The 14,469-nt window shown below is 43.9% G+C and carries 14 protein-coding genes and 1 tRNA gene; 5 read left to right on the top strand and 10 right to left on the bottom strand.

Translation table 11 applies throughout. The features are described from left to right. Window positions 1-3: 3 nt before the first annotated feature. Window positions 4-294, bottom strand: coding sequence for an Asp-tRNA(Asn)/Glu-tRNA(Gln) amidotransferase subunit GatC (gatC, locus tag BUA75_RS05060; protein ID WP_072873494.1), 291 nt, complete (start codon window positions 292-294; stop codon window positions 4-6). A gap of 109 nt (window positions 295-403) precedes the next feature. Next, entirely contained in the window at window positions 404-1,363 is a 960-nt protein-coding gene (locus BUA75_RS05065; protein ID WP_072873495.1) for an MraY family glycosyltransferase, read from the bottom strand. Window positions 1,364-1,677: 314 nt separating this feature from the next. Between BUA75_RS05065 and BUA75_RS15840 the strand changes: the two genes are divergently transcribed. Continuing rightward, entirely contained in the window at window positions 1,678-1,830 is a 153-nt protein-coding gene (locus BUA75_RS15840) for a hypothetical protein (RefSeq protein WP_165611948.1), read from the top strand. A 133-nt stretch (window positions 1,831-1,963) separates the two neighbouring features. Here the strand turns inward: BUA75_RS15840 and ligA are convergent, their stop codons facing one another. The 3 genes from ligA to pcrA form a co-directional block, all read right to left on the bottom strand. Beyond that, window positions 1,964-4,015 carry an NAD-dependent DNA ligase LigA gene (ligA, locus tag BUA75_RS05070; protein WP_072873496.1) on the bottom strand — a complete coding sequence of 684 codons (2,052 nt, stop codon included), beginning with the start codon at window positions 4,013-4,015 and terminating at the stop codon, window positions 1,964-1,966. Window positions 4,016-4,175: 160 nt separating this feature from the next. Further along, the gene (locus BUA75_RS05075) at window positions 4,176-5,294 is read right to left on the bottom strand and encodes an RNA-guided endonuclease InsQ/TnpB family protein (RefSeq protein WP_072873497.1); all 1,119 of its coding nucleotides are present in this window, start codon (window positions 5,292-5,294) and stop codon (window positions 4,176-4,178) included. A gap of 152 nt (window positions 5,295-5,446) precedes the next feature. Further along, a complete protein-coding gene (gene pcrA, locus BUA75_RS05080; protein ID WP_072873575.1) occupies window positions 5,447-7,666 on the bottom strand; it encodes a DNA helicase PcrA in 2,220 nt (739 codons plus the stop codon). Between the two features lie 173 nt (window positions 7,667-7,839). Between pcrA and BUA75_RS05085 the strand changes: the two genes are divergently transcribed. Next, window positions 7,840-7,915: transfer RNA gene (locus BUA75_RS05085), tRNA-Pro, on the top strand. Window positions 7,916-8,020: 105 nt separating this feature from the next. Here BUA75_RS05085 and BUA75_RS05090 read toward each other — a convergent pair. Beyond that, the gene (locus tag BUA75_RS05090) at window positions 8,021-8,266 is read right to left on the bottom strand and encodes a hypothetical protein (RefSeq protein WP_072873498.1); all 246 of its coding nucleotides are present in this window, start codon (window positions 8,264-8,266) and stop codon (window positions 8,021-8,023) included. 150 nt (window positions 8,267-8,416) lie between these two features. After that, window positions 8,417-9,760, bottom strand: a complete 1,344-nt coding sequence (locus BUA75_RS05095) for a DNA recombination protein RmuC (protein WP_072873499.1) — start codon at window positions 9,758-9,760, stop codon at window positions 8,417-8,419. Window positions 9,761-9,992: 232 nt separating this feature from the next. Between BUA75_RS05095 and BUA75_RS05100 the strand changes: the two genes are divergently transcribed. From BUA75_RS05100 to BUA75_RS05110, 3 genes are read left to right on the top strand one after another with little or no spacing between them, the layout of a single operon-like run. Beyond that, complete coding sequence (locus tag BUA75_RS05100) at window positions 9,993-10,448, top strand: DUF420 domain-containing protein (protein WP_072873500.1); 456 nt, start codon at window positions 9,993-9,995, stop codon at window positions 10,446-10,448. Then, on the top strand, window positions 10,445-11,227 hold the full coding sequence (locus BUA75_RS05105) for an SDR family NAD(P)-dependent oxidoreductase (RefSeq protein WP_072873501.1): 783 nt from the start codon (window positions 10,445-10,447) through the stop codon (window positions 11,225-11,227). The genes BUA75_RS05100 and BUA75_RS05105 overlap by 4 nt, the downstream gene beginning before the upstream one ends. Before the next feature lie 24 nt (window positions 11,228-11,251). Beyond that, the gene (locus tag BUA75_RS05110) at window positions 11,252-12,190 is read left to right on the top strand and encodes an NAD-dependent epimerase/dehydratase family protein (protein ID WP_072873502.1); all 939 of its coding nucleotides are present in this window, start codon (window positions 11,252-11,254) and stop codon (window positions 12,188-12,190) included. 128 nt (window positions 12,191-12,318) lie between these two features. Here BUA75_RS05110 and BUA75_RS05115 read toward each other — a convergent pair whose 3' ends face one another. The 3 genes from BUA75_RS05115 to BUA75_RS05125 form a co-directional block, all read right to left on the bottom strand. Beyond that, a complete protein-coding gene (locus BUA75_RS05115; RefSeq protein ID WP_072873503.1) occupies window positions 12,319-12,888 on the bottom strand; it encodes a hypothetical protein in 570 nt (189 codons plus the stop codon). Window positions 12,889-12,943: 55 nt separating this feature from the next. After that, entirely contained in the window at window positions 12,944-13,414 is a 471-nt protein-coding gene (locus tag BUA75_RS05120; protein ID WP_072873504.1) for a GtrA family protein, read from the bottom strand. 92 nt (window positions 13,415-13,506) lie between these two features. Next, window positions 13,507-14,463 (bottom strand): hypothetical protein, encoded by a 957-nt coding sequence (locus BUA75_RS05125; RefSeq protein WP_072873505.1) that lies wholly within the window; start codon window positions 14,461-14,463, stop codon window positions 13,507-13,509. Window positions 14,464-14,469 lie beyond the last annotated feature (6 nt).

Raw genomic sequence — 14,469 nt, forward strand, 5'->3', positions numbered from 1 at the left:
TGATTACCCCTCCAGCACTGCAGGCACGCGGACCTGACCTTGTTCCGAATCTGGTGCATTTTTGAGCGCTTCTTCTCTTGGCAAAGAGGGGCGTACCACGTCTGCGCGCAAAGCGTTTACTAATTGAAATGAATGACTGGTGGCTACCACGTCATCAAGATTAAGTTGTTGAAGTTGTTCCGCATAGTGCAGTATGTCGTTTAATTCTGGAGTAAGTCGCTCCACTTCTGTTTCGGAGACTGCGAGCCGTGCCAATTTAGCCACATGGCGCACTGTATCTGCAGTAATTTGCAAGAATTTCATCCTCCTGTCTTGCCATGTCAAAAAATTGCCCCTAGAAGGGACACACAATTCAATGTCATGCATTATAGCATAGCTACAGAAGGAGATACGAAGTTAATTATCAGCGGGTTGCTAACTGCACAACAATAGAAGCAAGTGAAAAGCATATACCGAGTAAATAAAGAAAAGTAACTGTTTGAATTTGGCTTAACCCTGATTTCATCAAAACGTGAAAAGTGTGCCCTTTATCAGCAATATGAAGTGGCCGATTTTCCCTGACACGCCGAAAAAGAACCCAGACCGTATCCATAATAGGCACGCCAAGCGCCAAAACAGGTACTACCAAGGAAACAGCTGTAGCGCTTTTAAATGCCCCATCTACGGCAATGGCCGCCAAAACAAACCCAAGAAATGTTGCACCTGCATCACCCATGAAAATACGCGCCGGATAAAAATTGTGGCGAAGAAACCCGATAGCGCTACCCATCAAGGCAATGGAGAACACAGCCATTACCGGCTGACCTTTGAGCAATGCGACAAAAAACAACGTCATTGCAGAAATTGCTGCAATACCAGCCGCCAGCCCATCCACGCCATCAAGAAAATTCATCATGTTTGTAATCGCAACTACCCATAGCACCGTGGCCAAAACTGAAACCCAAAGCGGGAAAGTGTCATATCGGTGTTGAAATGGCAAAGAAATACCTGTAATGCGAATTTGGTAAAGAACAAGTACTACAGCAGCAGCAATTTGCATCAAAAACTTAGGTAAAGCTTTAAAATCTTTACCTCTTGTTTTATAAAAATCATCCAAGACGCCGATAGAAAAAATCAAGAAACCCCCAATGGCAATTCCCCAAAAGGTACTGCCCGCCTTCCCCATCCAAGCCGCAGTGACAAGAAACCCACAATAGATAGAGAGTCCGCCGAGTAAAGGAATAGGCTCTTTATGAATTTTCCTTCCATTAGGTTGATCTACAAAACCAAGATGAACAGCAAATTTTCGAATAAATGGCACCGTAGCATAAACAATTCCTAAGGATAAAAGAAAGCTCACGAGATAATACCAAACGGGATGCATGTGATTCAGGGGACCTCCTATCGCCCAACCTGAGTGTCTTTTTTACCCTTCCACATCGTATTATGGTTTATGTCTACATTGATGCATATTACAATATTTAGAATGCTTTCCTCATTCTGATGTTCTATTGGATAAAGAAGCAAACCATCTTACACGGCCCTCATTATACCAGACCTTGAGCAACAGACAAGATATCATCTCTTTCTTGAAATTTCATAGAAAGAGACATGCACAGAAAAGCATGAGCATACGTTGGAGAAGAGGCGGAAAACCTGTCGCCGCTAAATTCTATGGAAGAGGAGATGGCCGTATCCATGACCACTCACGAAATCATCGCAGCATGCGTCATTGCTATTCCGGTTGCTTTTGCCATCGGTCGGTATTCGAGCAGAGTTGCGATTTTTCACACACGGACGTCAGAAACATTGAGTGTACCAGAATTTCTACGTTCCAAAGAACATCAATAAGCATTCATTTTTCGTACATCTGAGATTCATGGATGTTTGCAAAAGCGCCCTGACTACACAAAAGCAGTCAGGTGCGCCTTACATTTGTTTGGGGGATATACGTCAAGCCTACTTGAAAGAGTGGTACTTTCTGTCAGGTGCGCCTTACATTTGTTTGGGGGATATACGGGGCAATCGATTCCAAAAATTGTTCTTCATTCAAAATGAGCAGATGCGGTTGTTTCCCGGAAGCACGAATGTCTTCCGCCTTCTTCAATTTTGAACCAGCTTCATTCCCAGCAATTAAAATATCTGTTTTGCTGCTCACACTGCTTGTTACACGACCGCCTAACTGCTCGATCAGACGAGTAGCCTCAGCGCGATCGTACGATTGAAGCGTTCCTGTCAATACAACCACTTTGTCAGAATAGGGTGTTTTCTGCTCTTGCTCCGTAACAATATGATTCTCAGTTGGCCAAACGCCAAGTTTTTTAAAATCGTCCAGCATGTGCAATATCGCAGCTTCATGAAAGTATTGGTAAATACTTTCTGCCATTTTGGGACCAATATCGCGAAGTGAAAGCAGTTCTTCATACGATGCATTTTTCAGGGCATCCAGACTGCCAAAGGACCGGGCTAGCGTTTTGGCAGCTTTTTCACCCACCATGCGAATACCGAGTCCAAATATGAAACGATACAGTTCATTGTTCTTGCTTCGTTCAATAGCTGCAAGAAGTTTCTCTGCTGATTTTTCCCCCATTCGTTCCAGAGTCAATAAAGCATCTCGTTGCAACCGATAGATATCTGGCAAACTGCGTAGCAAATTTTTCTGAACCAGAATTCCAACCCACGTTTCTCCCAATCCTTCAATATTCATGGCGTCCCGAGAAGCGAAATGAATCAACCCTTCGCGCAACAACGCTGGGCAATTAGGATTGACACAACGCCAAGCAACTTCTCCAGCAAACTTATGCAGATTTTCCCCACATTCCGGGCAAGCGGCAGGCATCTCAAACGACTTTTCCTTGCCTGTACGCCGATTGGGCAAGGACTGTACCACCTCGGGTATAATGTCTCCAGCCTTTTGCACAATAATCCAATCACCGACACGAATATCGCGTGCGTGAATAATATCTTCATTATGTAAAGAGGCACGCGTAACTGTGGTTCCTGCCAACTGTACCGGATGAAAAACAGCTGTAGGTGTCACCACACCTGTCCGTCCAACATGCAAAACAATCTCCTGTAACTGAGTTTCCGCCTGTTCTGCTTGATATTTATAAGCGATGGCCCAGCGTGGACTCTTAGCTGTAAACCCAAGTACTTGCTGTTGAGCAAAATTGTCCACTTTTACAACCATGCCGTCTGTAGCGTAAGGCAACGTATGACGTTTTTCCGACCAATCCTGAATATATTGGATGACTTCATCAATACTCATACCGCCGCGTCTCTCTCCGACCGCTGGCAAACCAAGGGAACGCGCAAAATCGAGCGCTTGCGAATGTGTAGACAAATCTCTTCCTTCAATATAAGCAACCTGGTAGACAATCAAAGATAAACCTCGTTTGGCCGCAATAGCTGGATCAAGTTGGCGCAATGAACCGGCTGCGGCGTTGCGAGGATTCGCAAAAAGGGGCAATCCCTGTGCTTCACGTTCCTCATTTAGTCGTAAAAATGTTTGTTTTGGCATATAAGCTTCACCGCGCACTTCAAGCGTCAACGGTTCTTTTAATTGCAAAGGCAGGCTGCGAATGGTTCGCAAATTGGCCGTGATATCTTCGCCAGTCTCTCCGTCTCCCCGCGTTGCTCCAAGCGCAAGTTTCCCTTCTTCGTAACGCAGGGACACAGCTAAACCATCAATTTTCAGTTCACAAACATATTGTACTGAATCACCCACCACATCTCTCACACGCTGATCAAACTCTCGTAACTCTTCTGGAGAATACGCATTGGCCAAAGACAGCATGGGTAACTGGTGAACAACCTTCACCAATGACTGGCGAGGCGAACCGCCCACTCGTTGCGTAGGTGAATTGGGATCAGCCCATTCCGGATAACGGCGTTCCAAATCTTGTAATTCACGCATCATCTTATCCCATTCAGCATCACTGATGCGTGGTGCATCTTCTTCATAATAAAGACGATTATGTTCTTCAATTTCTTCTATTAGCTGTTTCATGCGCGCCTTTGCTTGCTCAGCGTCCAATCCTGCTTTCCCCTTCCTAAACGACTAGCTTGTCCTCGTCAACTACCCACCACCTAAGAGGTGGGGGCTTGTATCTCCCCAGAAGTGCAAGCGACCTCGGTCTCCTTCTTTAACTTGGGGATACATCGTGGGGTGGCTGACAACACCCCGGCCACACAGGCTATGCCGATGTGGTCACTGCAACCAGGTACTCAATTCCCTTTCGGTGCAGATTCATGCCACCTATCCGATCATCATTGGACCGATAATGGCAGTTTTTACACGTAAAACGATGGTGTTTTTTATCGCGGTTCGCTTTTTCGATATGCCCACACTTTGGGCAAGTTTGGGACGTATAGCGGGGATCGACAGCAATCACTTTCGATTGCAATTTAATGGCTTTATATTCGATCATCTGCCGAAGCTGATCATACGCCCACGATACCGATTCGTAGCGATGCCGTTTGCGTACTTTTTCTGTCGCTTCACGAACGCCCGTTAAGTCTTCCAAAACATACAAGGCGTTGGCTCCATACCGTTCTACGAGTGCCTTACTGACCTGATGATTCACATCGGTCATCCAACGGGTTTCTCGTTGTCCGATCTTCTTGAGTCGCCGCCTGGCTGATGCCGTTTGACGTTGTTGCAAGTGCCTTCTTAATTGTTTGTAGTGCGCACGCTTGTCTTTCACATGGCGACCTTTGACAAACCAGACTTTGCCATGCGAATCGTAAGTCGTGACAAGAAAATTCATTCCCATATCCACGCCAACAATCTCGTTGATATGTTCCCATTCTGTCTCTTCGATATGTTTGGTCATGGGGATATGCAAAAAGAACTTCCCGTGTTTATAGACCACTTTGGCCGTACCAAACTTCCACGTTCCATCAAAGTAATGTTCCATGCCTTTCGTTACGAACGGCACTTTGACTCTGCCTGCTAAGGTGTTGACTGAAAACACACCGTGTCCCAGCGAATAGTCACGATTCCAGACTAAATCCAGTTCTGGCTTTTTGAATCCGACTTTCTTCCAGTCGTGACCGTTTTCCATCATGCTTTTGTATCGGGCGATGACGGTCTTTATGACGGACTGGGCCATTTGCGAACGCAAACCGAACGTTTCTCGCAGATAGCGATACGTGGTGGTATGTAGACGGGCTTGTATGAGATTTTTTGTGGTGTAAATCACACCCGACAAATAATTGCAACCTTCGCGATAGGCCTGTAATGTTTGTTGTAACATCGTGTGTTGTTCCTCAGTCGGTACAATTTTCACTTTTGCCGTGAGCACAAGTTCCACGCTCTCACCACCTTTCACTAAAATTAGTGTATCGTTGTTTTAGTGATGCTTAAAGAGGAAAAGTTCGTGGCAATTCCTCCCCCACTTTATGCAGTGGGAGTATCCTTGCCACATTATGATGAATTCCCACTTCATAAATAGATCTTGCCAACCTATTCACTCTTGCGAATGGGCGCAAAACGAGCCGCAAGTTTTCGCTCACCAATCGGTGCTGGAAAATGAACTGTCATTTCCATATCCTCTCCACTGCCACTGGTGGAAAGAATCACACCTTGTCCCCATTTCCGATGCAAAACGCGATCGCCAACATGATATTCGACAGACAAATCCGCTCCGAAAGAGGAAGGTATCTGTTGTAGCAAGCCGCTTGAACGAGGACGCCACAACTCGCGTTTCTCTGAAGGCTGTCCAGGAGAAATTCGCTGCAAACAATGAACCGGCATTTCTTTGAGAAACCGAGATGGTGTATAACTGTGCACATCACCAAAAATCATTCGTGTAGCGCATGTACTCAAATAAAGTCGTTTGCGGGCGCGGGTAACTCCCACGTAGCAAAGTCGACGTTCTTCTTCCAGTTCCTCTTCACTATTGAAAGAGCGGCTATGCGGAAAAATACCTTCTTCCATACCGATTAAAAAAACGATGGGAAATTCCAGTCCTTTGGCACTATGCAGTGTCATGAGCGTGACACCTTGCGCCGATTCAGGCGAAGGGCGACCATTATCCATGTCTGTATCAGCCACCAGGGAGACATCAGTAAGAAATTGACTCAGCCTTTCTACAGGTTCCAATCCTGGCCAATTTTCATCAAACTCCTTCGTCAGCGAGAGAAATTCTTCGAGGTTTTCTATGCGACTCTCTGCTTCTAAAGAATGTTCTGTCTGCAGCATCTCCACGTATTTTGTCTGCTCAATGATCAGACGAGTGATTTCTGTAACCGACAATTTTTTCTGCTGTTCATGACATTCTTCCATCCACTCCGCAAAGGAGGTTAAACCCATTTTAGCTTTGCCGCTTAAACCAGCAGCCTCGAGATGTTCACAGGCCGCCAACAAGGGCATTTGATGTGCATTTGCATATTCTGCTAATCTGCCTAGCGATGTGTCACCAATTCCGCGTTTTGGCACATTGACGATGCGCAAAAATGAAGCGTCGTCCGCAGGATTGTCAATAAGTCTTAAATAAGCAATCAAATCACGAATTTCTTTTCGTTCGTAAAAACGCACACCGCCATAGATGCGGTAGGGTATACCTCGTTGCAAAAAGGTTTCCTCAATCACACGCGATTGAGCGTTTGTACGATACAGCACAGCAGCATCCGTGTATTGTCCTCCCGCTTCGACCCATTTCACCAACTCTTGAGAGATCCAGGCAGCTTCAACACGCTCATCACGGCATTCCAAAAGTTGAGCAGCCTCACCTTTTTCACCATCCGTCCACAGCGTCTTCTCTTGACGATCGCGATTATTTCGAATTACATGATTGGCAATATCCAGGATGGTTTGCGTTGAACGGTAATTTTGTTCTAAACGAATCACCTTGGCTTCCGGGAAGTCTTTTTCAAACTGCAAAATATTACGAATATCCGCACCACGCCAACCATAAATAGATTGATCGGAATCCCCTACGGCGCAAAGATTTCGATGCTCATCTGCAAGTAGGCGGATCAAGATATATTGAGCATGATTGGTATCCTGATATTCATCCACATGAATGTAACGATATTTTTGACTGTATGCCGACCGAACCTCGGGAACTGCGCGAAAAAGTTCAACTGTTTTCATAATGAGATCGTCAAAATCAAGCGCTTCGTTCAGTTTCAATCTGCGCTCATATTCGATGTAGGTGTCTGCTACTATTCGGCTAAACAAATCACGTGCTCCATCTTTAGCCTTTTGGGGATTCACCAATGCATTTTTATGCTGACTAATGCCTCCCAGCACCGCACGCGGGTCAAATCTCTTGCTATCTATTTGGTAATCGCGCAGAATTTTACGTACAATGGCAATCTGATCCGAACTGTCAAGTACGGTAAACCGCGTACTGTATCCCATCTGGTCAATATCGCGGCGTAAAATTTTTGCACAGAAAGAATGGAATGTGCTGGCCATGACATCTTGTCCAGCCAGTCCAACCCATTGTTCAATACGCTCACGCATTTCGCGTGCAGCTTTATTGGTAAAAGTAATGGCAAGCACATTCCAAGGCGAAACTCGACAATGCCCCAGCAGATAAGCTATCCTGCGAGTGAGTACGCTTGTTTTTCCGCTGCCTGCACCAGCGAGAATCAAAAGTGGTCCCTCTGTAGCTTGTACAGCTTCTAATTGAGCGGGATTCAGTCCGTCGAGAATACGCTCGCTGCCAATTCCCATTTTATGCATAAACATCAAGCACCTAACTTCCCTTGGAGGATGATTTCTATTATATCAGTCCTCAACTCATGGATGCGAACAAATGACCGAACATATAAAGGCTTTTTAGAGAGTTGACGCTCCAAGAGGAAGCGTGCTATAGTAGCTTTTGTTCAAATAGAGGTCTTTATTTTCGGAATGTAGCTCAGGTGGTAGAGCGCACGGTTCGGGACCGTGAGGCCGCAGGTTCGAGTCCTGTCATTCCGACCAGGTTGCCTAGAATGTGATAATCCGTTTTTTAAACATAAAAAATAAAGTCGCAGATTCCTTGTTTAAATTGAGAGAATCAGGCGACTTTTTTTAATCTACAATCCATTACTTTTCATCTTTCGTATTGACGATTAAAGCAGCAAGCGCAATATAAGTAATGAAAAGTCTGGCGCTTGTAGCCGTAAAATCAATTTTCTTTTGTCTAGCAATACCAAGGACGTAGATAAGCGTAGATTGCAAAATAAGAAATAGAAAAGCGATATTGTTGTACCCTTCCGGCAAGAGAGCTTCCAGAAGCAAAAATGATATCATGGCCCAGACTATAGTTCTGGTCAAGAAGTCATCGTTCATACTCCTACCCCCTAGTCCAGCCACCTATCGTCTGTTGTCATTTTACGCCATCCTCAAACAAAGAGGCACTGACAATTGCCACTCCCCAATTCGAAGTCGAATGAAAAGAAAACTTCTTTGTCTTTTATCTAAGTACGTCTGAGGTCTAGATTATTGATCAAGTTCTTCCCATTCTTCTTCGGTTCCCAATTCAGGCAACAATAAAGACGCTTGGCTATTCGGCAATGCTTCCACTTGTCTTAATTTACGTTCAATGCCGCGCGAACTTCGAGAAGCTCGTTCTATCACATTACTTGCTTCTTGTAATTTTTTCTGAGTTTTTTGGAGCAAGTCCCCAAATGTACCAAACTGTGTCTTAATGGCCCCCAGTAACTCCCACACTTCGCTCGATCTCTTTTGAATAGCCAGTGTACGAAATCCCATTTGCAAACTGTTTAACAAAGCAGTGATGGTGGTGGGCCCTGAGACAATCACCCGAAATTCTTGTTGCAATTTTTCCAGCATGCCTGGTTGACGCAATACTTCAGCAAACAAGCCTTCAATGGGCAGATACAGAATAGCAAAATCTGTCGTATGAGGTGGGTCAAGATATTTGTCGGATATCGATTTTGCCTCTTGACGAATTCTTGACAGCAGAGACTTGGCAGTTTCCTGCATGAATTCCAAGTCCCCTCTGTCTTCCGCATCTAACATCCTTTGATAGTCTTCCAATGGAAATTTACAATCAATTGGCAACCATACGGCTTCATCTTGACGATCACGACCTGGCAATTTTATGGCAAACTCAACGCGATCGGCAGAACCTTTGCGCACTGAGACATTTTTCTCATACTGTTCGGGTGATAATATTTGCTCAAGAAGCATTTCTAATTGAATTTCTCCAAATGTACCTCTGGTTTTGACGTTGCCAAGCACTCGCTTTAAATCTCCTACATTACTGGCTAATGTCTGCATCTCGCCCAAACCTTTATGGACAGCTTCTAAACGTTCGCTGACCAGCTTAAAGGATTCTGTCAAACGTTGTTCAAGCGTAGCATTGAGCTTTTCATCTACTGTTTGGCGCATTTTTTCCAATTGAAGTGCATTATCTTCCTGTATTTTATGAAGTTGTTTTTCCACAATATCTCTGACACGTTCCAATTTTTGCTCATTCATCGTCGTCAACTGTGAAAGTTGATTAGAAAAGGCGTCAAACAAATTTTTTTGCTGTTGACCAAAAGTCTGGAACTGTTGCTGAAGCTGCTCACCGCTTTGACGCTGCAAACGTTCCAATTGTTGACCTAATTCCGCACGCATCTCTCGAAACTCCTGATGTTGTCCATTAAGGATTTTTTCTCTTTCAACAGAAAAACTCTCTTTCATAGCGTCCAAGTCATGATTGAGACGGGTCAATGACTCCAACCATTCCGGATTTCGTTCTCTGTTTTGCTTTCTAAACAACCAAATCATCAGGATAATTTGTAAAATGAGGACAATCGGCAATAGATAGGACATTGAAAAACCTCCTCAGGGTAATCCATCTTTTCAAACCAAAAGATTGCATCATCTCCCTGTTCAATTTAAATAAATTTTCGCTTATTCCTCTCGACTGCACAACCACATCATCTATGCTCTTCTGATGGTCTAGACAGAGTTTCACACATTGCTACGATTTGTGGTATAGGCGTAGCTTTTTTCCCCACCGTGCTAATGTTACAATGCAGTTTGATAGAAAGGGGTGTCAATCATGGGGCTATTTTTAGCCTATTTCAACGAAGCCTGCATTCTGATTAGTGCTGCGTTGTTTGGTATTGGGTGGTATCAAATCCGTCAGGGAAGACAGTTGCTCCACAAGCGATTGATGCTTACCGGCTCTACGTTTGCTGCGCTTTTTTTCATCACCTATGTACTAAAAACCATTTTTATTGGCGATACAGCTTTTGGCGGTCCAAAGTCGATGGCCAATTTTTATTACGCTTTTCTCCAAACGCACTCGATTTTGGCAACTGTTGCAGCTATTTTCGGCATTGTAACGCTCGTCTTCGCGTTTCGGATGAACTTTGCCAAACACCGAAAAGTCGGACCATGGACTGTGGTTATTTGGTTTATCACAGCAGCCACTGGTTTGACCGTATTTATTTTACTATACATTGCTTATCCTATAGGCCCTACCACCAATCTATTTAAGGCGTGGATGGGATGAACACAGAATCTCAGAAATACGTCCTGGTGACTGGAGCAGCACGCGGAATCGGGCGGGCTGTCAGTGAAGCTTTTGGACAAAGCGGCTGGCATGTTTTTTTACTAGACCATCACGAACAGGCTTTAACTGAACAAATGAGACGCATGCAAGATTTAGGCTACGCCAGCTCCTCTTTATTAGCAGATTTGCGCAATGAGCAGCACATTGTCTCTGCTATGAAGCAGGCAGCGAAAATTGCCCCGAAATTAGACGCGTTGATTAATAACGCTGGCATTATGTCACCCAGACTGCCTTTAGCTGATATGCCCGTAGAACATTTTGACGATGTGATTGCTGTCAATTTACGAGCGCCTTTTTTATGCGTCAAGTATGCCTTGCCATTGCTTGAGAAAGCCAAAGCTCCTGCTGTAGTTAACATGGCCTCTACTCGCGCTTTAATGTCTGAGGCCAATACGTTTCCGTATTCCGCTTCAAAAGGTGGGATACTTGCTCTGACACACGCAATGGCCGTATCACTCGGTCCGAAAATTCGCGTCAACGCTGTCTCTCCAGGATGGATTGAGGTGAGCGATTGGCAGGATAGTGAAAACAGACAAGTCCCCATACATTCTGAGGCAGATTGTGCTCAACATCCAGTTGGACGCGTAGGAAGACCGCAAGACATTGCAAAAGCCTGTCAGTTTCTTTGTTCCAATGAATCTGGTTTCATCACAGGAACAAATCTTGTTATAGATGGCGGAATGACTGTCAAAATGATCTATGTGGAAAATGAGGAGTAACGAATAAGGAGCTGATCTGTTCCCTTGAAAATTCTAGTCACTGGCGGCGCTGGTTTTATTGGTTCTAATGTGGTGGACACCTATATAGCAGCCGGACATAAAGTAGTCATTCTGGATAACCTGAGTACAGGATCACTCAGCAATATCCCAGATGGTGTGACATTTTATCCTGTCAGCATAGAATCAAAAGATATGGATACCATCATAAAGATCGAAAAACCAGATATTGTGAATCATCATGCGGCCCAGAAATCTGTTCCCGCTTCTGTTGAAAATCCTCTCTATGATTTACACCAGAATGCGGAAGGTTTTTTGAATTTATTGGAATCCAGTGTTCGACACGGTGTACGTAAAGTCATTTTTGCATCATCTGGTGGCGCGCTGGCTGGCGATGCTCCCATCATTCCTACGGATGAGACTTATGTACCACGCATGATTTCACCGTATGCCATACACAAATATCTAGGTGAGCAATATCTGCATTTTTATGCCGTGACTTATGGATTAAAATACACCGTACTGCGGTATGCAAATGTCTACGGCCCACGCCAAGTTCCAGACGGAGAATCAGGAGTTATTCCTATTTTTATAACCCGCCTGCTGGCTGATCAGCCTTGTACACTTTATGCTTATGCGGATCAGCCCGATGGCACTACGCGAGATTACGTATATGTATCCGATGTCTGCCGGGCAAACTTACAAGCCTTAACTCACGGCGACAATGAAGCTTTTAATATCGGATCGGGTACAGAAATCAGCACATCTGCGGTCTATCAACTGATTGCTGACCTGCTTGAAAAGAGAAGTATACCTCTAAATCGAGCAGGAGAACGAAAAGGTGATGTCAAGAGAAGTGTATTGGATATTAGGAAAGCTGCTGAAAAACTGGATTGGAGACCTAACATTTCTTTGCAAGAAGGTTTGAAACGTACTCTAGAATGGCAACAACAGTTTCTATCATAAACGGCCTTTTGCACGAATAAAACTATCATCACCCATAGTGACCCTAAAAAAGCCTCTCCTTCAATTAAAATTGAAGAGTGAGGCCTTTTTAACTGCGAACCCACTTATTTCTTGAGGTCTTATCGAATTTAGAAATCATCCTGGCCAAGCATTTCTGATTCTAATAGAAATTGTTGAAACGCGTACTGCAGCGGATCGACCAGAGAGTTTTCCATAGTGATAACAAAATCCGTTTGAGGAAATGGCCATTTTTGCGTATGGTCTGCGGAAACAGCCGGGCAATTTCGGACTGCAAAAGTATCCTCTCGAACAAATGGACAGCCCAATTCATTGACAGCACAATTATGCAGGTAAATTTTCTTTAGTTCCCAATCTGGATTGTTCAAACGTTCTAATAAGTCTTGCTCGTAATCTGCATGAATCGGTAGCCATTCAGAAGCTTTGGATACTGAATGCTGGAACTCTAAAGACGACTGCATATACCAAACAGCCATTCCCGTTTCCCAATGAATTTGACCAACCCATTCTTCTATTTCCGTATGATGCGTTTCATCCATACCATGATGGTCAAATGGCGGATCAATAGGATCTTCCAAAATATCTTTAGGATAAATTGGGGCAAAAGATTGGCTGTCTAGAAAAGTAGCCATCTTCTCCATCTCTATGGTTCTTTGGCTAACAACAAGGATCTTGCGCATAGACTGTTTGATTCCCCTCATGACCCAGTTTAGCCAGCAATACCGGCTTCAACGCTTACGAACCTGTACAACGTTTGGGTTGACGAAAAACCATATAACGCATAAACAAATACGAAATAAAGGAAGAAAGCATCATTGCCAGAATTTTCGCTGCATTCCCAGAAGCAAAAAGAGGTATAGATTTATTGAAAACCAAATATCGAGAAATCCAAAAAACAATTAAATCGTTGATAAGCAGGTTAATACCAGCCTGGATAAGAAATAACATTTTCTCTTTTTTCGATCCGGTGGCCTCCGCCTGGAATGTCCATCTTTTATTCCAATAATAGCTGTTTGCAATAGCTGCCAGTACGGCCATAGTATTATAAAGTGCCAATGCCCAGACAGCCCTTGTAGGCACAATGAAGAAAAACAAATTAAATACGAGCAAATCGACTGCAGCGTTCATCGCACCTACCAAGAGAAAAAGCATATATCTTTTGATGGTTTTGGTAAATCCCTGACGAACGACAGCGCGCTGCGACATACACAGCACCCCTTCTCTAGATCGCCCTTCAGCCACTAACCGGCTTTTCAAATCTTTTTGTATACAACTATCCAATCCTGCAAACCTTCTATTTAACCTCCAGCCGACGCTGCATCCGTAGATGTATTGGAACTTGGTTGCAGAATATTGGACGGCAATCGATGATGAATCGTAATTTGTCCATTTGAATTCACAGAAATTTTTTCAGCTAACTCTGGTTGAGCCAGCGTTGATACCAGTACACCCTGTCCATTGACCAACTTATAGACAGCCGTGACAAGTCCTTGATTATTGATGACGCCATAATACAAAGTATTATTCACGACATCAATGAGAGCGCCACCTTGCTGAATAGTCTGGATAGTTCCATTATTGTCCGACATGACATTGAAAGTGCCATTTGAATAATCTTCATAATACAAAATATCTCCCGTCAATGTCACTGCCACATTTTTGACAAATACCCCGCCTAAATGCACACGATTAATATTCCCATTTGTATCATAGTGATATAACACACTGGAAGAATCTGTAGCAATAAGAATGTACGTATCGTTGGTCAGATAACTGTATGAAATTTTTCGAATGCTAGCCGTTGGTGAAACATAAAATGTGTGAATCAGCCGATTCGGTGAATTAGGTTCCAAAATATCCAAGGTATTGAGTGTGATTACTCCTGGTGACTGTTGGAGACCGACAAACAGCGTATCATTGCGAATCCAGAGCAGATACGTGACCAAATTGCCTTCATTGTATTGCATCAGTTGCTTATCTGTCGTCAAGTCCATCACATGCACAATATTTGAGGTATCCGCATAAGCAACGTATTGACCATCCGGAGAAACATCAACTACCGGATATTTTGCCTTTAGTTTTTCTACTTCTGCACGTATTTGTTGATTTGAAGCTAAAAGATTAGAATCCCCGCTCTGGTTTGTTAACGAGTTTGCTTGTCCTAATATGGAATTATAATGATGAAACGCAGCCACCTGAACAACACTCACCAAGACTACAAACGCAGCAATTTTCGTCCAAGTTTTTTTTAACAATATGCG

The sequence above is a fragment of the Alicyclobacillus tolerans genome (genome assembly GCF_900142255.1).
Classification (GTDB): domain Bacteria; phylum Bacillota; class Bacilli; order Alicyclobacillales; family Alicyclobacillaceae; genus Alicyclobacillus_I; species Alicyclobacillus_I tolerans.

Excerpts from the sequence above, each read along its gene's own strand:
- pcrA (WP_072873575.1), bottom strand. The coding sequence starts at position 7,666 with ATGGGAATTGGCAGCGAGCGTATTCTCGACGGACTGAATCCCGCTCAA.
- BUA75_RS05105 (WP_072873501.1), top strand. The coding sequence starts at position 10,445 with ATGAACACAGAATCTCAGAAATACGTCCTGGTGACTGGAGCAGCACGC.
- BUA75_RS05115 (WP_072873503.1), bottom strand. The coding sequence starts at position 12,888 with ATGCGCAAGATCCTTGTTGTTAGCCAAAGAACCATAGAGATGGAGAAG.
- BUA75_RS05100 (WP_072873500.1), top strand. The coding sequence starts at position 9,993 with ATGGGGCTATTTTTAGCCTATTTCAACGAAGCCTGCATTCTGATTAGT.
- BUA75_RS05120 (WP_072873504.1), bottom strand. The coding sequence starts at position 13,414 with ATGTCGCAGCGCGCTGTCGTTCGTCAGGGATTTACCAAAACCATCAAA.
- BUA75_RS05090 (WP_072873498.1), bottom strand. The coding sequence starts at position 8,266 with ATGAACGATGACTTCTTGACCAGAACTATAGTCTGGGCCATGATATCA.
- BUA75_RS05065 (WP_072873495.1), bottom strand. The coding sequence starts at position 1,363 with ATGCATCCCGTTTGGTATTATCTCGTGAGCTTTCTTTTATCCTTAGGA.
- BUA75_RS15840 (WP_165611948.1), top strand. The coding sequence starts at position 1,678 with ATGACCACTCACGAAATCATCGCAGCATGCGTCATTGCTATTCCGGTT.
- BUA75_RS05095 (WP_072873499.1), bottom strand. The coding sequence starts at position 9,760 with ATGTCCTATCTATTGCCGATTGTCCTCATTTTACAAATTATCCTGATG.